General features: G+C 56.8%; 15 protein-coding genes. 12 read left to right on the top strand and 3 right to left on the bottom strand.

The annotated features are described in order from the left end of the window. Positions 1-190: 190 nt before the first annotated feature. From IG617_RS19060 to cobM, 8 genes are read left to right on the top strand one after another with little or no spacing between them, the layout of a single operon-like run. Positions 191-448, top strand: a complete 258-nt coding sequence (locus IG617_RS19060; protein ID WP_254170633.1) for a DUF6732 family protein — start codon at positions 191-193, stop codon at positions 446-448. Then, on the top strand, positions 445-1,536 hold the full coding sequence (locus IG617_RS19065; RefSeq protein WP_192110835.1) for a sirohydrochlorin chelatase: 1,092 nt from the start codon (positions 445-447) through the stop codon (positions 1,534-1,536). Before IG617_RS19060 ends, IG617_RS19065 begins: the two co-directional genes overlap by 4 nt. Continuing rightward, a complete protein-coding gene (locus IG617_RS19070; RefSeq protein WP_192110836.1) occupies positions 1,533-2,204 on the top strand; it encodes a precorrin-8X methylmutase in 672 nt (223 codons plus the stop codon). Before IG617_RS19065 ends, IG617_RS19070 begins: the two co-directional genes overlap by 4 nt. Continuing rightward, positions 2,197-2,415: a hypothetical protein gene (locus IG617_RS19075; protein WP_192110837.1), complete on the top strand. Its 219-nt coding sequence runs from the start codon at positions 2,197-2,199 to the stop codon at positions 2,413-2,415. The genes IG617_RS19070 and IG617_RS19075 overlap by 8 nt, the downstream gene beginning before the upstream one ends. Then, positions 2,412-3,626 carry a precorrin-6y C5,15-methyltransferase (decarboxylating) subunit CbiE gene (cbiE, locus tag IG617_RS19080; protein WP_192110838.1) on the top strand — a complete coding sequence of 405 codons (1,215 nt, stop codon included), beginning with the start codon at positions 2,412-2,414 and terminating at the stop codon, positions 3,624-3,626. Before IG617_RS19075 ends, cbiE begins: the two co-directional genes overlap by 4 nt. Then, entirely contained in the window at positions 3,623-4,348 is a 726-nt protein-coding gene (gene cobI / locus IG617_RS19085; RefSeq protein ID WP_192110839.1) for a precorrin-2 C(20)-methyltransferase, read from the top strand. The genes cbiE and cobI overlap by 4 nt, the downstream gene beginning before the upstream one ends. After that, positions 4,318-6,159 (top strand): precorrin-3B C(17)-methyltransferase, encoded by a 1,842-nt coding sequence (gene cobJ / locus IG617_RS19090; protein ID WP_192110840.1) that lies wholly within the window; start codon positions 4,318-4,320, stop codon positions 6,157-6,159. The genes cobI and cobJ overlap by 31 nt, the downstream gene beginning before the upstream one ends. After that, on the top strand, positions 6,156-6,929 hold the full coding sequence (cobM, locus tag IG617_RS19095) for a precorrin-4 C(11)-methyltransferase (RefSeq protein WP_192110841.1): 774 nt from the start codon (positions 6,156-6,158) through the stop codon (positions 6,927-6,929). Before cobJ ends, cobM begins: the two co-directional genes overlap by 4 nt. 3 nt (positions 6,930-6,932) lie before the next feature. On the opposite strand, the gene IG617_RS19100 is transcribed toward cobM, so the two are convergent. Together IG617_RS19100 and cobA are read right to left on the bottom strand one after the other, a co-directional pair. Beyond that, positions 6,933-8,261 (bottom strand): cobyrinic acid a,c-diamide synthase CobB, encoded by a 1,329-nt coding sequence (locus IG617_RS19100; RefSeq protein ID WP_192110842.1) that lies wholly within the window; start codon positions 8,259-8,261, stop codon positions 6,933-6,935. After that, on the bottom strand, positions 8,258-9,121 hold the full coding sequence (cobA, locus tag IG617_RS19105) for a uroporphyrinogen-III C-methyltransferase (protein WP_192110843.1): 864 nt from the start codon (positions 9,119-9,121) through the stop codon (positions 8,258-8,260). The genes IG617_RS19100 and cobA overlap by 4 nt, the downstream gene beginning before the upstream one ends. A gap of 122 nt (positions 9,122-9,243) precedes the next feature. On the opposite strand from cobA, the gene IG617_RS19110 reads away from it, so the two are divergent. Further along, positions 9,244-10,338 (top strand): cobalt-precorrin-5B (C(1))-methyltransferase, encoded by a 1,095-nt coding sequence (locus tag IG617_RS19110; protein WP_192110844.1) that lies wholly within the window; start codon positions 9,244-9,246, stop codon positions 10,336-10,338. Then, positions 10,331-11,116, top strand: coding sequence for a cobalt-precorrin-6A reductase (locus IG617_RS19115; protein ID WP_192110845.1), 786 nt, complete (start codon positions 10,331-10,333; stop codon positions 11,114-11,116). Before IG617_RS19110 ends, IG617_RS19115 begins: the two co-directional genes overlap by 8 nt. Here the strand turns inward: IG617_RS19115 and IG617_RS19120 are convergent. Beyond that, positions 11,091-11,789: a WecB/TagA/CpsF family glycosyltransferase gene (locus IG617_RS19120; protein WP_209008613.1), complete on the bottom strand. Its 699-nt coding sequence runs from the start codon at positions 11,787-11,789 to the stop codon at positions 11,091-11,093. The genes IG617_RS19115 and IG617_RS19120 overlap by 26 nt on opposite strands. A 1,556-nt stretch (positions 11,790-13,345) precedes the next feature. Between IG617_RS19120 and IG617_RS19130 the strand changes: the two genes are divergently transcribed. Both IG617_RS19130 and IG617_RS19135 read left to right on the top strand, forming a co-directional pair. Beyond that, positions 13,346-14,578, top strand: coding sequence for a glycosyltransferase (locus tag IG617_RS19130; protein WP_192110848.1), 1,233 nt, complete (start codon positions 13,346-13,348; stop codon positions 14,576-14,578). Then, a complete protein-coding gene (locus tag IG617_RS19135) occupies positions 14,575-15,879 on the top strand; it encodes a glycoside hydrolase family 5 protein (protein WP_192110849.1) in 1,305 nt (434 codons plus the stop codon). Before IG617_RS19130 ends, IG617_RS19135 begins: the two co-directional genes overlap by 4 nt. Positions 15,880-15,923: the final 44 nt, after the last annotated feature.

Here is a 15,923-nt window from a genome sequence, read left to right on the forward strand (position 1 = left end):
GATTCTGGTGACGGTTGACCCATTTCGGGGACCCAGTCCAGAGCTGTCGACGCAGAGTGTTCGCTCGACCTCCAAATGGAAGCCGGGCGTTCGTATCTTGCGCCGCTTTCTCTCCCTTCGCGGCGCGATGAGTAAAAACGCAAAGTGGTGATACACCCCTGCGCGACAATGAAAGAGGGAGACGCCTTTCATGACGATGACTTCGATACGCCGGTCGGCTGCCTTTGTCTTGGGTACAACAATCGCCGGCGCGCCTAGTCTGGCGTTCGCGCATGTCGGGCATCTGGGCGAGCTTGCCGGGCACTCCCATTGGGTGGGCGTTGCCGCACTTGCCGGCGCGGCACTGGTCGCAGGCGTTGCGGCCCTCAAAGGCCGACGGAAATCAGACGAAAGCGCTGACCAGCACCCGCAACCGGACAGTGATGGCGAAGCAGAGGCTGCACAATGACCGAAAAACTTGGCCTGATGATTTGCGGCCACGGCAGCCGCAACAAGGGCGCAGTCAGACAGTTTGCCCAGCTCGCAGAGGGGCTCAAGCAACGCTTTCCAAACTGGCCAGTTGAATATGGCTACCTGGAATTTGCCAATCCGGTCATCCACGACGGGCTCAACAATCTTCGCGAGGCTGGTTGCACACACGTGCTGGCTGTCCCGGGAATGCTGTTTGCAGCCGGTCACGCAAAAAATGACATTCCCTCGGTCTTGAACACCTATCAGGCCCAGCATCCTGATATGAAAGTCACCTATGGGCGGGAGCTGGCTGTCGATGTCCGCATGATCCAGGCTGCAGGCGCCAGAATCAAAGAGGCTCTCGACGCCGCCGAAAGCGACGTTCCCATGCACGAGACGATGCTGATGGTCGTGGGACGCGGTGCCTCGGACCCGGATGCTAACTCTAACGTCACCAAGATCACGCGACTGCTCTGGGAAGGTATGGGATTTGGCTGGGCAGAGACCTGCTATTCGGGTGTCACCTTTCCGCTCGTCGCGCCTGGCCTCGAACATGCAGCCAAGCTCGGATACAAGCGCATCGTCGTATTTCCGTATTTCCTCTTTACCGGCGTTTTGGTGCAGCGAATTTATTCGAACACAGACGAAGTTGCGGCGAACCACCCAGACATCGAATTCCTGAAAGCCGGCTACCTGAATGATCATCCGCAAGTGATCAATACAATGGCCGACCGTGTGCAGGAAATCCTGCAAGGCGCCAATCTGATGAACTGCCAGATGTGCAAGTACCGGGAACAGGTGCTCGGCTTCGAAGCCGAGGTTGGTCTGGCCCAGGAAAGCCATCATCATCATGTTGAAGGCCTTGGCGCAGAAGCCGAGTGCAAGCTATGTGACGAACTTTGTACCGGCGCCTGCGAAGAAAAGGTGCGCGCTGCCGCTCACCATCATCATGACCATGCTCATCACGACCACGAGCACTCGCATGATCATGCCCATTCTCACGATCATGAACACGACCACCACCATCACCCTTATCCGCACGCGGACCACCCTCTCGGTCCCAAGTCCATGGACAAAAAGGGGTGAGCGAACTTTCGACTAACGGCCCGCGCTATTGTTATGAGCACGATCCTTCAGCGATCTATCGGCAATCCTTTGCAACAGTGCGTGCAGAGGCTGCACTCTACCGTCTGCCAAAACAAATAGAACCGGTCGCAATCCGTTTGATCCACGCTTGTGGGATGACGGATATTGTCGATGATCTGATGTTTTCCGAAGATGCCGTCGAGGCGGGACAAGCTGCGCTGTCGGACGGCGCACCGATCCTGACAGACGTGGAAATGGTCACGCATGGCATCATCCGATCCAGATTGACAGCCGGCAATGAGGTCCTTTGTAGGCTGAATGACACCCGCGTCTCAGCTCTTGCCGGCGAATTGGCGACCACACGGTCTGCCGCCGCCGTTGAACTTTGGCGTGACACGCTGGAGGGTGCTGTCGTCGCAATTGGCAATGCTCCGACAGCCCTGTTCCATCTGCTTGAAACAATTGCCGACGGAGGACCTAGGCCAGCGTTGATCCTCGGCTTTCCTGTCGGGTTCGTAGGCGCTGCCGAATCCAAGGACGCGCTTGCTGAAAATCCGTTTTCCTTGCCTTATCTGGCAATCAAGGGCCGGCGCGGCGGATCCGCCATGGCAGCCGCGGCGGTGAATGCACTTGCGGCCGGTCTGCCGGAGGAAACCGTCCATGGTTGAGGCCCCCAAGAAGCCCGGACGTCTTTCGACCGGCCGCAACAAGGCCCTGCGATCTCGCGGGTTTTTATCTCATGGCAGCTCGGCATCTCAACAGGACGCAAAGCCCAAACGCTCAAGCGGAACGCTGCGCCACGGTGAAGTGAACGACGCCTCGCCACGCGAACTGGACGCGCCCAAGCCGCGCCGCCCGTATTCGTTGGACGAAAAATGACTGCTCCCTGGCTTTCCCTGATCGGAATTGGCGAAGATGGCAACCTGTCCGAGGCGGCAAGAGGTCTTCTGGCAAATGCGAAGGTTGTCTATGGCAGCGAGCGTCACTTTGCACTTGGAGGCGTTTTCGACGGCGAGAAAAGAACCTGGCCAAACCCCTTTTCAAACGTCTACGACGAGCTCAAAGCCCTTGCCGGGATACCCGTTGTGATTCTGGCGACCGGAGATCCGCAATGGTACGGCATCGGCTCGACCCTTGTTCGCCGCTTTGCCCGCGAAGAAATGCAGATCTTTACGGTCCCGTCTGCGTTCCAGCTCGCCGCCTCCCGAATGCATTGGCCAGTGCAAGATGTTGACTGCATTTCGCTACACGGGCGGCCCGTCGAAAACCTGCGCTGCTTTCTCTATCCCGGCGCACGCATCCTCGCCCTGACAAGCAACGCAGAAACGCCGCAACGCGTCGCCGACATCCTGGCTGACGCGGGTTTCGGTCGGACACGGATGACCGTTCTCGAACATCTGGGTGGCACGGAAGAACGAATCGTTTCTTCGACAGCGGAAAATTGGCAAGCAGACGTCACCGACTTCCATACGCTTGCGCTGGAGGTGACAGCCGATCAGGGAACGCGTTTTCTGCCGCGCACGCCTGGGCTCCCTGATGACGCTTTTCGCCACGACGGCAAGATGACCAAACGCGAGGTGAGGGCGACGACACTCGCGGCCCTGATGCCGCATCCCGGCGCGCTTCTTTGGGACATCGGCGCCGGCTGTGGCTCGATCGGAATTGAATGGATGCGCGCGGCACGAAACGCCAAGGCAATCGGCCTCGAACCGCATGCGGAGCGGCGGGCGATGGCATTGGGGAACGCTCTCGCACTAGGTGTCGCCGGGCTGGAAATAAGAGACGCCTGCGCTCCGGAAGCGCTTGATGACCTTCCTCAACCCGACGCAATCTTCATCGGCGGCGGGCTGACAACAGACGGTATCATTGACGTCTGCCATAACGCGCTCCAACCCGGAGGGCGGCTGGTGGCAAATGCTGTGACGCTCGAAGGCGAAGCCTTTTTGCTGCGCGCGCGGCAACATTTCGGCGGGGAACTCAGCCGCATATCAATCCAGCGCGCAAGCCCTGTCGGTGACCTGACCGGATGGCGACCATTGATGCCAGTAACCCAATGGGCCTTGGTGAAAGGGAGCCAGACATCCTTATGAGCGGAACCCTCTATGGCATCGGCCTTGGTCCAGGTGATCCCGAGTTGATGACCCTGAAAGCCCACCGACTGATCACGGCGGCGCAAGTCATCGCTTATCCGGCGCCTGACACCGGGCCCAGCTTTGCGCGATCCATCGCTGCGGAGTTCATTCCGCAGAATGTGCGCGAGATCCCCATCGTGGTGCCGATGCGGGTTGACCGCTTCCCGGCTCAACAGATCTACGACAAGGCAGCGCTTGAGATCGCTCAAGTGCTTGAGGGTGGCACGGACGTCGTGGTTCTTTGTGAGGGAGATCCGTTCTTCTACGGCTCATTCATGTATCTGTTCGAACGGCTGTCAGGTCGCTTTGTGTGTGAAGTGGTGCCGGGAGTAACCTCACTGACGGCTTGCGCTGCCCAACTGCAGCGTCCCCTGACAAGCCGTACAGATGTCTTGACCGTGATACCTGGGCCTCTCTCTGACGAAGACATCCGGTGCCGTATCGAAGACGCCCAGGCGGTCGCGATCATGAAGGTCGGACGACACCTGCCCCGGCTCAAAGCGCTGCTCGAGGAGCTTGGTCTTCTTGAGCAAGCCGGTTATGTCGAGCGCGCCAGCCTGCCGGAGCAAAAGGTCTCCCGGCTGGCGGATCTCGACTGCGAAACTGCCCCCTATTTCTCCATGATCCTCATCTACAAGGGAGACGAAGCGTGGACGCTTCCCCCATCGTTCTCGTCCTGAACTCCGTCGGCCTCGAGACCGCGCAGCGAATAGAAGCCAGTCTTCCAGGTGCCGCAATTCACGGATTGGCCGGTCGGATCCGTGCCGCGGATACGCTATTCAGTGAAACTGTCGATCACATCAGAATGCTGTTCAGCGCCGGACATCCCATTATTGGCGTTTGCGCCAGCGGTATTCTGATCAGGGCTCTTGCTCCGCTTCTGTCGGACAAACGCAGTGAACCTCCTGTCCTCGCCATTTCCGAAGACGGGGCCAGCGTTGTTCCGCTGCTTGGTGGCCATAGAGGCGCGAATGATCTTGCGCGGCAGCTTGCTGTCGCCCTTTCTGGTCATGCCGCAGTGACGACAGCCGGAGACACGGCGCTTGGGGTCGCCCTGGATACGCCGCCATCCGGATGGACATTGAGCAATCCGAAAGACGCCAAGCCTGTCATGGCGGAGCTGCTCTCCGGCGCTTCCGTTCGCATAGAAGGAACGGCTCCATGGCTTGAAGCCGCAGATCTTCCGCAGTCTCCTACTGCACCGATCACCCTTGTCTCGACAGAAGCTCCGGATGCCGGCTCGCCGACCCGCCTCGTGTACCATCCCAAAACCCACGTCATCGGCGTGGGGTGCGCCCGAGGCTGTGAACCGGCTGAACTGATTGAGCTGGTCACAACGGCGCTCGAAGCTGCGGGGATTGCAAGAGGCAGCATCGCCTGCGTCGCCAGTCTGGATCTCAAGGCAGATGAGCCGGCAATGAACGCGCTTGCCGCATCCCTTGACGTGCCGTTCCGGGTCTTTCCGGCCGATCGGCTCGACGCTGAAACGCCCAGGCTGAAAAACCCCTCCGATGTCGTCTTCAAAGAGGTCGGATGTCATGGCGTCAGCGAAGGTGCCGCTCTTGCCAGCGTTGGGCCCGAAGGCGTTCTGGTGGTCGAAAAGCAAAAGACCGAAAATGCAACCGTTGCCATCGCCCGCGCACCCTCCCCGGTCGACCCAGCAGACACGGGCCGGCCACGCGGCCATTTGTCGGTCATTGGTATCGGCCCGGGGGCAGATGACTGGCGAACGCCCGAAGCGACGCGGCTTCTGGCAGAGGCACAAGATGTGGTCGGCTACTCGCTCTACCTTGAAATCGTGGCCGCTCACATCACCGGCAAAACCCATCACAACTTTCCGCTAGGTGCAGAACAGGACCGGGTCCGGTTCGCTCTTGAGCGCGCGGGTGAGGGTCACAACGTCGCCCTGGTGTGTTCCGGCGACTCCGGCATTTATGCCATGGGTGCCCTCGTCTATGAACTTCTGGACCGGGGTATTGAAAACGGCGGCGTATCTGATGCCGCACGACGTGTCTCCATCATCAACGCTCCTGGCATATCCGCACTTCAGGCCGCCGCCGCGCGCATTGGCGCGCCGCTCGGGCACGACTTCTGCGCAATCTCGCTTTCCGATTTGCTCACACCGTGGGAATCGATCGAAAAGCGCCTGAAAGCGGCGGCAGAAGGCGATTTCGTGATCGCTTTCTACAATCCCGTTTCCAAGCGGCGGCGTACCCAGCTGGCGGCAGCGCGGGAAATTTTGTTGAAGCACCGCCCCGCAGATACACCAGTTGTGCTCGGCTTCAATCTCGGGCGACCAGAAGAAACAGTCCGTGTCACAACCTTAGAAGCACTCACCGTGGACGAAGTTGACATGTTGACCACAGTGCTCGTCGGTTCATCCAACAGCCGCGCTGTTGTGCGTGGTGACGGCAAACCATTTGTCTACACGCCGCGCGGCTACGCCAAGCGGATCGATGCGCCCAGCGAAGCGACAGGAGAGGTTGCATGACCGTTCATTTCATTGGCGCCGGCCCAGGCGACCCGGACTTGATCACTGTTCGCGGACTGAAGCTGATTCAGTCTTGCCACGTCTGTCTCTATGCAGGTTCTCTTGTTCCGGAACAAATTGTCGCTGCTGCGCCCGAAGACGCGCGCGTGATTGATACCGCGCCAATGCATCTCGACGAGATCATCGCCGAAATCAAGGGCGCGCACGACAAGGGATTTGATGTCGCTCGGGTCCATTCCGGCGACCCGTCGATCTACGGCGCAACCGCAGAACAGATGCGACGGCTCGATGCCCTCGGGATCGACTACGAAGTCACACCCGGGGTCCCTGCCTTTGCCGCAGCGGCAGCTGCGCTGAAGACCGAACTTACGATTCCTGAGGTCGCTCAGACGGTCATCGTCACCCGAACGACCATGCAAAGCTCGGCCATGCCGAACAACGAGGACCTCGAAACCCTCGGCAAGAGTGGCGCGACTTTGGCAATCCACCTTTCGATCCGCAATCTGCGTGAGATCGAGAGGCAGCTGACGCCGCTTTATGGTGCCGATTGCCCAGTCATCGTCGCCTACCGTGTCGGCTGGCCTGATCAGGACTTCATTCACGGAACATTGTCGGACATCGCGGACAAAGTCCGAAAGTCCAAAATCACAAGGACCGCCTTGATCTTTGTTGGACACGCCTTGAAGCCGGCTCACGACTTTCGAGATTCGGCGCTCTACGACGCCGACCACGTCCATGTCCTCAGGCCGAAAAAGAAGGCCAAGGCTTAGGTGTCATGGCAGCGCGCGATCTTCGGATCGCGCGGCAATCACATGGGCGAAGGATCCCATGACCGAGCCGATACGAAGGCCCAGGTCGGCAAGCTGCGCGCCTTCGGCGTCCATGGCCGAAAATAGTCTTTCTGCCCGGCCTTCCCGAACGGTGCTTGCGTAATGGAACTCATGGGCTGACAGGGTCTGCGTCCAGGGAAGTCTGCCCAGCGGGGTCAGGACCCGATAGCCAAGATGCCGTTTTCGATCGGCGAAGCTGGTTTCAAGCGGCAGCAGTCCGAGCATCTCATGTCGCTTGCCCTTGGCATCGACAAGCCCATCACCGAGGGTCATGTAGCCGCCACACTCGCCATAGATCAACGTGCCTCGCTCAGCGCTTTGCTGCATGGCCGTCTTGAAGATGCTGGCCGCCGACAGTTTTCCAGCATGGAGCTCGGGATACCCCCCGGGCAGGTAGATAGCATCCGCATCACTTTGGGGAGGCTGGTCTTCAAGAGGCGAAAAGAAACTGAGTTCGGCGCCAGCTTTTTTCCATCCATCCAGCAAATGCGGATAGGCAAAGGAAAAAGCCACATCTCGTGCGATCGCTATGCGCTGGCCAAATGGTGGCAGAGTATCCCGGTCTGTTGTAGCGTGATGAGCAATCGAACCTGCAGCTTGTTGCAGGCCATCGAGATCAATCTGATTTGCACAAAGATCGGCGGCTTCGTCCAGAAACTGCTCGAGTTCGTCATGCTCTCCTGCCTGCACCAACCCGAGATGCCGTTCTGGCACGGCGAGCCGGTCATCGCGAGGCAGTGCTCCGAGAACCGGAATTGCGAGTGGCTCAAGGGCGCGCCTCAACATCGCCTCATGCCTTGCACTGCCGACCCGGTTGAGGATCAATCCGGCGATAGACAGGTCCTTGTGAAAGTGCTGAAAGCCGGAAACCAAAGCTGCGACGGACTGCGCTTGCTTGGCGCAGTCAATTACCATCACCACGGGTATTCCGAGCGCGGCAGCAAGGTCTGCCGCAGAGCCTCGGCCATTGGCGGCCCCGTCGAAGAGGCCCATGGCCCCTTCGATCACAAGGAGCTTAGCACCATCGGCTTGATCGCATGCCAGTGTTCGGATCTGGCTGACCGGCATAGCCCAAGCGTCGAGGTTGATACAGGGAGACCCGCTCGCAGCTTCATGAAACTTCGGATCGATGTAATCCGGTCCCGACTTGGCCGAGGCAACAGCTGTTCCCCGGTTCCGAAGCGCCCTGAGAAGTGCAAGGGTCACTGTTGTTTTTCCGGCACCGGACTGGGGCGCGGCAATCAAAACGCCTTTGGGCACTGTACTGATCATCCAACGTCAGTCGAACGTGCTGCATTGAGGCCGAGCGGGTCAGAATTCAGCAAGCGACCGGATAAGGCACCCATCCAGTCAAGCCCGGAGCGCAGGCGAACCACCTCGCCAACACAGACGATGGCGGGTGGGGCAATACCGGCAGTGGCCGCATCAACGGCGCAGTTTCCAAGCGTCGTCTCGAGAACCTCTTGCGCGGCTAAGGAAGCGTTGCACACAATGCCCACAGGTTCGTCCACAGACCTTCCACCGGTAATCAGTTTGCCGGCTATCGCTTCCAGGTGCTTCATCGCCATATACATGACGATGACCGGAGAGCCTTTTGCGATTCCATCCCAATTGATCGCGTCCGGGGTAAGTCCGGTCTGATCATGGCCAGTCAGGAAGGTCACCGCCTGATTGGTGTCCCGATGAGTCGCCGGAATGCCGGCATAGGCCAGACCACCGATCCCTGCGGTGATACCGGGTATGATCCGGAACGGAACGCCCGCACCGACGAGGCCGAGCGCCTCCTCGCCGCCGCGCCCGAAGACAAATGGATCTCCGCCTTTCAGGCGCAACACCTTCTTGCCTGCCTTAGCATATTCGATCAATTTCAGCGTAATGTCGCGCTGTTTCGGGCTCGGCTTTCCGCCGCGCTTGCCGGCATAATCAGTGATCGCATCAGCTTTCGCCCACGACAGGATACTCTGGTCAACCAGAGCGTCATAAACAACCACATCCGCCTGCCGAAGACCGTTCAGAGCATGCAGCGTCAGCAGCCCAGGATCCCCGGGGCCTGCACCTGCGAGCCACACCCAACCCGCTTCGAAAATGGGAAGGCCTTCGGGAACCTTCATCTGTTCTGCGTTGATCGACATGGATCTTTTCTATCTGGCCCGGGGGGCAACGCCAAGCGCTGATACGAAGAGAAATTCCGCCGCTCCGACATATGCCGCCAAAGCACGGATACATGGTTTGAAATTATAGCTATAAAGGCCTCATGAGCGGGACAAAGCCGACAGAACTGAGACGTGGGTGGACCACCGGAGCCTGCGCCACAGGCGCCGCCAAGGCTGCGTTTCAAGCCCTTGCGACCGGCACGTTCCCCGATCCGGTGGAAATTGCGCTCCCTCGCGGTGGAACAACGTCATTTGCTTTGGCCGGACACACCTTGGAAAAGGGGCGTGCATACGCTGCAATCATCAAGGATGCAGGCGACGATCCGGATGTCACTCACGGCGCCTTGGTCAGGGTTGATGTTCGCCGGCTGCAACCTGGCAGTGGCGTCGTGTTCAAGGCTGGAGAGGGCGTTGGAACGGCAACCCGGCCCGGTCTTCCAATTCCTCCGGGAGAACCAGCCATCAACCCGGTCCCACGCCAAATGATCAGTCAAGCGATTGCGGACGTCGCGATGTCAACCGGAGAGCCTGGCGACGTAGAGGTCACTGTCTCAATCGAAGACGGTGAAGCCCTTGCCGAAAAGACACTCAATGGCCGGCTTGGTATCATCGGAGGCCTTTCGATACTTGGTACGACCGGCATTGTTCGCCCGTTCTCCTGCGCGGCCTGGATTGCGTCCATCCACCGCGGCATTGATGTTGCCCGCGCGACGGGCCTCTCCCACGTGGTCGCTGCGACAGGCTCAACCTCAGAAGATGCGGTGCGCGCCCGCTATGATCTCGATGACGCCGCTTATCTGGACATGGGCGATTTTGCCGGCGGCCTTTTGAAGTATCTCCGAGCCCACCCAGTGCCCAAGCTGACCTTGTCGGGTGGCTTTGCCAAATTCACCAAACTCGCCCAAGGCGCATTGGATCTTCACTCCGCGCGCAGCCAGGTCGATTTTGCGTTTCTGGCGGAGCTTCTTGAAAAGGCGCATGCACCGGCGGACTTGATCCGAAGGAGCCTTGAGGCCAATACCGCCAAGGAAGTTCTGGATGAAGCGACTGTGCAAGGCATCGATATCAGTCTCCCTCTCGCACAAGAAACCAAGGCAGCAGTCAGAGGCATTTTGCGAGATGCTCCAGTCGACATTCAGGTTCTGATCGTCGATCGATCGGGCAACGTCACCGGAGAGGCGGGGTGGGATGAGTAGCAGGCCCGAGATCTTGCTGCTCGCCGGGACGCAGGAGGCGCGACAGCTTGCTCCTATGCTCAGCAAACAAATCCCGCATGCTCATGTCACCGCATCCTTCGCCGGCGTCGTGCGTGACTTGCCTGACCTTGGTGTCGAGACACGTGTTGGCGGATTTGGTGGTGCCGAAGGTCTTCTCGATTACCTCAGGCAAACCAACACATCGCTCGTGATTGACGCGACGCATCCGTATGCCGCACAGATGAGCTGGAATGCAGCCAAGGCGGTGATGGCCGCTGGCGTGGCCCTGTTGAGGCTCGACCGACCTCTCTGGCAACCAATTCAAGGCGATAACTGGATCAATGCGGGAGATCTGCGAGCAGCAAATCAGCTGCTGCCCAGCGGGTCCAGGGCCTTTCTTTCCGTCGGGCGCAAGGAGGTCTCAGTCTTTTTTGGCAGATCCGATCTATGGGCTCTGGCGAGGATGATCGAGCCTCCGCCTGTTCCCCTGCCCGCGACCTGGCATCTTGAACTGGCCCGCCCGGGGAAAAGCGCAGAGGAAGAAATACGGCTCCTTCAGAGGCACAAAATTACGCACGTCGTCTCAAAAAACAGCGGCGGCGAACGGTCCCACGCCAAGATTGAAGCGGCGCGATCGCTAGGATTGCCGGTTATCATGGTCGCGCGCCCGCGGTTACCCGAGGCGGAGAGCGCACCAGTTGTAGAACGAGTTTTGCTCATGGCTGAAGAAATTTTGGGGGAAGGCGAACTGGCTAAGTCTTGGATCTCAGGCGATTGATCGCCAGTAAAAAGCGCGGGATTCCGACCACGTAACGCTTCCAAAGCCGCGTGGGCTCCTGAAGCAGGCGAAAAAGCCATTCAAGCCCAAGCGCCTGTACAGCCTTTGGCGCGCGAACGACACTCCCCGACATAAAATCAAAAAGCGCGCCCACGCCTATACAAACTGTTGCGTCAATCCGATCACGATTCTCGACGATAAACCGTTCCTGAGCCGGGTTCCCCATCGCAACCAAGAGCAGGTCTGGATTGACTGAGGAAATCTGAGCACAAACGGCTTCGTTTTCCTCTGGCGGGAAATATCCGTTCCGGCACCCGACCACCTGGTGTTGCGGATAGTCTTGCTCGATGGCCTGCCGCGTCCTCTGCAGCACCTCTTCGCGAGCACCTAAAAGGAAGACGCGCATCGGAACTTGGATAGACTTGAGCAAGCTTGGAATGAGATCCGTCCCGTTCAAATTGTCTGGAAAGGCCTGGCCATGCAAAACCAGACTGGCCAAATTGGCTCCTGTGCCGTCATTCAAAAGCGTCATTTGCTGAAGAATGTCAGCAAAGCTCGGGTCGTCAAAAGCCGTCAAGATCGTATGGGCATTGCAAATCGCAATCGCCGTTTTATGCCTGCCGAGGACTGATGTCTGGACGAGGTCAACCGCAGCCGATCGATCAAGCCTCATGATTTCCAAGGGACCAATTTCGACTGCCTTGCAGTCTTTCCGCAGTCCCAAATCCATCTGTGGCGCAAGCATCGAAATGACCTAATTGAACTAAGATTTTGTTTTTTCTCATGTCGCTTCATGAGGTTTTTGACAGGTCTAAAGTAGGTATGAATCCAAAATTCCGAGTTAAAGACGGCAGAGACTTCAGACGATGGTTAATAGCTTGATAAAAACAGCCGGAAATTTCGTGGTTTTATTTCAGATATCGGCTACGTCAGTCACGAAACGAGAAATATGAGCGCATCACAGGATGACGGGAAATACGTCTTAATATCGCGACGGCAAGGCCGAGCCCAAAACCTAAAATAGCTCCACCGAATGCGCCGGCAACAATCAAAACGCTCTTACCAGGTCCATCTGCGGTTAGCGGAGAAAACACTCAGGTCATCGCGGCGCAGCTTCTAGCCAGCCCCGTGGGGGTATATCCCGACGAGTAAACTTCTGCCGTGATTTTATTTCACGGAGTGGGTTACCCGCATAAACCCGCCATGGCTCAAGATCCTTCAACGCAACTGAATGCGTCCCAAGCACCGTTCCCTCTCCAACCGTCACTCCTGGCCCGACAAATGCGTCAGCTGTGATCCAAGCGTATTCGCCAATGACAACAGGTGAGGTGACCAAAGGGAAAAACTCACTATTGATGTCATGAGTTCCGGTGCAGATATGGGCCCGCTTTGAAATCACAGCGTACTTACCGATCGAGATCGGAGCCATACAATAGATGTCTGCATAGTCCGCAACAGCAGCGAAATCACCTAGAGCGAGGTTAGCAGGATACCAAATACGAGCCGTCGGCGCGACATAGACACCGCGGCCAACTTTTGCTCCGAAAAGACGAAGCAGAAACCGCCTCCAGCCGTGGAACGGTTGCGTCCACGAAGCTAACAACAGCCAAACAACTCCCCATACAAGCCGCACAAGCCTATGCCGCCAACCAAATCGGGGCGTGTTTTTCAAGGTCTTTGTTGTTGGTAATTCCATCCGCGCGCCGCGACCCTCCCGTCACCACCAAGATATCAGCGTACACCATCAACGCTGACTGCCCCTTTCTGAGGCAGAAAAGTGGATCTTGAGTGAACGTTTTGCAGCCAACTGTCATTCCTAGGATTACCAATAGAATTTTATAGCTTTACCAAGAGGTTAAAATCCGTCGATCGGTCGCGCAAACAGATCTAGCCAACTTCACACAAAGCTCTGGCATAGGGCCGGTCAGCATCAATGCCAAAGGTTTACTCCGGTGTGAACCCAGCTCTTCTCGCGGCTTTTCGGCGCAGAACCTACTACGTCGCGTAGCGATGTCGCCAAGGCGACATTGCGCAAGCGTATATAACGGGCATTAACTTATATCTGTTACACACTTGCATAAATTTAAATATGTCGGCTCCCACGGAAGGGAGCAGTTCCCAAGGTATTCATCACCAGTTCATCCAATTTACGACGTTTTGCAAAATTCGAAACCACCACGGTTCAAGCACACCCGAGCCTATGCCGCCTCCCAAAGGGAAAGGAAGTCGATGAGTGATATTACTCGGATTGAGGAACGTGCGATCTTCCGCGTACTTCACATTAGCGCGGACTATCCAAATCCTTACCGGGACCGCACTACTACGGCCATTGAGCGCCTTGTGTTGGGGGCAGCCAAAGATGCCGAGGGTGATTTTGGCGAGCATATTGTTGTATCACTTAAACGAACAAGTCTTCCCTGGAACACATCGTTTGTAGACTGCGGCATTACCGGCGGTGTGCGTCTGTTCTCATATCGCTACTTCGGCTTGCCAATGGGACTTGGTCTTGCCAGGGCAATGCGCAGAGTTGCGCGTAAAATCGCCCAGACGCTAGAGATGGAAGACTGGGAACCCGATCTAATCCACGCTCATAAATTTGCCTTTGAAGGGATCGCTGGCCTTTGGCTCGCAGAGCATTATGGCGCTTCGACAGGCTTCTTTGTTTCAGTTCGGGGGGAATCAGAACGCAACGTCCTGATCTATAAGCCGTACTACCGTTGGCTAATGCGCAGGATCGCGTTCCGCGCAGACAAGATTTATCATGTCTCAGCTTGGTTCAAACCAGCCTTCAACAAACAAGTTTCTCTACAAGCGGCCAAGGAGCGTCTCCTGCCGAACATTGTAGGCAATACCGCCCCAGATCTGCCAGCAGTGCCGGCCAATGATCGCTTTGTCACAGTATTTCATCTAAACTTACGGAAGCGAAAAGGCCTATCAGGTCTGCTAGAGGGATTTGCCAAATTTCATAAGTCTCACCCTGAAATTGGTTTAGATATCATTGGCCCTGGCGACGAAAAAGCCATTTCAGCAGTCAATGACGAGATCGAGCGTTTTGGTCTAACAGGAACCGTGCGACTTCTCGGAGGCATGAATGGCAAGACGCTTTTTGAGCATTTACCGCATTATCTCGCCCTGACCATGCCAAGTCTGCAAGAAACATTTGGCATGGTTTACCTTGAAGCACTTTTTGCAGGCATACCAATCCTTTACAGTCGGCATACAGGTATCGACGGGTATCTCGATGAAATCGAAGCAGGGTTTGCTGTAGAGCCAGGCAATGCAGCGGAAATCTTAGCCGCACTTGAAGCCCTTTATCAAAAAAATACCTTCTATCGAAGAGCGATCTCTTCCTCAAGCAAGTTGCTTCACGATCGTTTCGATCCAGCCAGAATCATTTCTGGGTATCAGTACGACCTTGAGCAGGTTTGTCGTAAATATAGTTTAGGGAACACTGGTTCATGAGCAAGCGCCTGGTTTTGAGCTTTGCACTTACAGCTGCCCTTATCTTTCTAGCACTTACCATAACGCTGGTCGCTCAGCGTATGCCGGCGCCGGACCAGAAAAACGATGATATCGCAGAACAAGCAAAAGCCATTCCCGAGTTTCGGCGAGGAATCAACCTAGCCCGGTTACAAAGCTTTGCATATCGCGACCCCAACCAAAAGGGTCGCTATCTTTGGCCCCCTTTCCAAGGGGAAATGAGCCGCTTTTCCGACTTAGAGCTTATGCAGCTAACAACTCTCGGCTTCGACTTCATACGCTTACCTGTAGACGCGGGGCCATTCCTCGCAGCGTCGGATCCTGATCGGAGGCTGCTTCTTGATGACCTGCGCGCGTGGGTCTTAAGATTGTTGGAAAACAACCTCACAGTGATGGTCGACATGCACCCGGCAAACTACGCTTCTGTCTGGCGACCCGCAGATATTTTGAAGGAAGCCGACAGCGAAGCCTTTACCGCATACAGAGATCTGTTGCGCGAGGTTGCCCGCCGTATTCGCGACCTTCCTCCTACTCAAGTTGCGCTCGAATTGATGAATGAGCCACAACCAACGTGCAAACGGAGCGTCGGAGAAGACTGGACGACGTCTCAATTCAAGCTCTTCAACGCCGTGCGTGAGGTCGCGCCAAATCTGCCTATTGTCTTGACAGGAGGCTGCTGGTCTTCAATCGACGGTCTAACCCGTCTCAATCCTGCAAACTACGATGAGCAGACACTTTTCGATATTCACTTTTACGAGCCACATTTTTTTACTCATCAGAGCCTTGCCTGGGCCTCTGCCCCCGCCCGTTATCTCGCTGGTCTGAGCTACCCTTGGACGAATGGGTCGATTGAACGTTCCAATAGGCTGTCCCGCGTACACCAAGATGTCCTTGAAAAGGCAGGACAAAAGCAACCTGAAAACGCACCTGATGAAGTCGCGCGTGAAGTACGATCCTACTATCAACAAAAACGACCAGACAAAGCCTTCATGGAAAAACGCTTCAAGGTAATTTCTGACTGGGCGTTGAACAACGGCATTACACCAAACAGAATTGTAATTGGGGAGTTCGGAACCACAAGATTACCGGACTATATCCCAGATGACGGTAGTCGGGTCGCTTGGTATCGCGACCTCCGCTTAACGGCCGAAGACTACAACTTTGGATGGGCCGTGTGGGATGATCACGTGGGTTTTGGAATACTAAAGGGACGCGGAAACAGCGAGATCGACCTAGAAGTCTCGGAAGCCCTGGGCTTGGCCGTGAACCGTTTGAAACGGTGACCTCCAAGCGAACGAACAAGTGACCAAGCCGTGCTATGCTCAGT

Origin of the sequence: Roseibium polysiphoniae (assembly GCF_014842925.1) — a bacterium.
In the GTDB taxonomy this organism is placed as follows: domain Bacteria; phylum Pseudomonadota; class Alphaproteobacteria; order Rhizobiales; family Stappiaceae; genus Roseibium; species Roseibium polysiphoniae.

What these genes read in the sequence shown, in the direction of transcription:
- IG617_RS19065 (WP_192110835.1), top strand. Translation starts at nt 445, where the DNA reads ATGACCGAAAAACTTGGCCTGATGATTTGCGGCCACGGCAGCCGCAAC.
- cobA (WP_192110843.1), bottom strand. Translation starts at nt 9,121, where the DNA reads ATGTCGATCAACGCAGAACAGATGAAGGTTCCCGAAGGCCTTCCCATT.
- cobM (WP_192110841.1), top strand. Translation starts at nt 6,156, where the DNA reads ATGACCGTTCATTTCATTGGCGCCGGCCCAGGCGACCCGGACTTGATC.
- IG617_RS19115 (WP_192110845.1), top strand. Translation starts at nt 10,331, where the DNA reads ATGAGTAGCAGGCCCGAGATCTTGCTGCTCGCCGGGACGCAGGAGGCG.
- IG617_RS19075 (WP_192110837.1), top strand. Translation starts at nt 2,197, where the DNA reads ATGGTTGAGGCCCCCAAGAAGCCCGGACGTCTTTCGACCGGCCGCAAC.
- IG617_RS19100 (WP_192110842.1), bottom strand. Translation starts at nt 8,261, where the DNA reads ATGATCAGTACAGTGCCCAAAGGCGTTTTGATTGCCGCGCCCCAGTCC.
- IG617_RS19135 (WP_192110849.1), top strand. Translation starts at nt 14,575, where the DNA reads ATGAGCAAGCGCCTGGTTTTGAGCTTTGCACTTACAGCTGCCCTTATC.
- IG617_RS19120 (WP_209008613.1), bottom strand. Translation starts at nt 11,789, where the DNA reads ATGAGGCTTGATCGATCGGCTGCGGTTGACCTCGTCCAGACATCAGTC.
- cbiE (WP_192110838.1), top strand. Translation starts at nt 2,412, where the DNA reads ATGACTGCTCCCTGGCTTTCCCTGATCGGAATTGGCGAAGATGGCAAC.
- IG617_RS19130 (WP_192110848.1), top strand. Translation starts at nt 13,346, where the DNA reads ATGAGTGATATTACTCGGATTGAGGAACGTGCGATCTTCCGCGTACTT.
- IG617_RS19110 (WP_192110844.1), top strand. Translation starts at nt 9,244, where the DNA reads ATGAGCGGGACAAAGCCGACAGAACTGAGACGTGGGTGGACCACCGGA.
- cobI (WP_192110839.1), top strand. Translation starts at nt 3,623, where the DNA reads ATGAGCGGAACCCTCTATGGCATCGGCCTTGGTCCAGGTGATCCCGAG.
- IG617_RS19060 (WP_254170633.1), top strand. Translation starts at nt 191, where the DNA reads ATGACGATGACTTCGATACGCCGGTCGGCTGCCTTTGTCTTGGGTACA.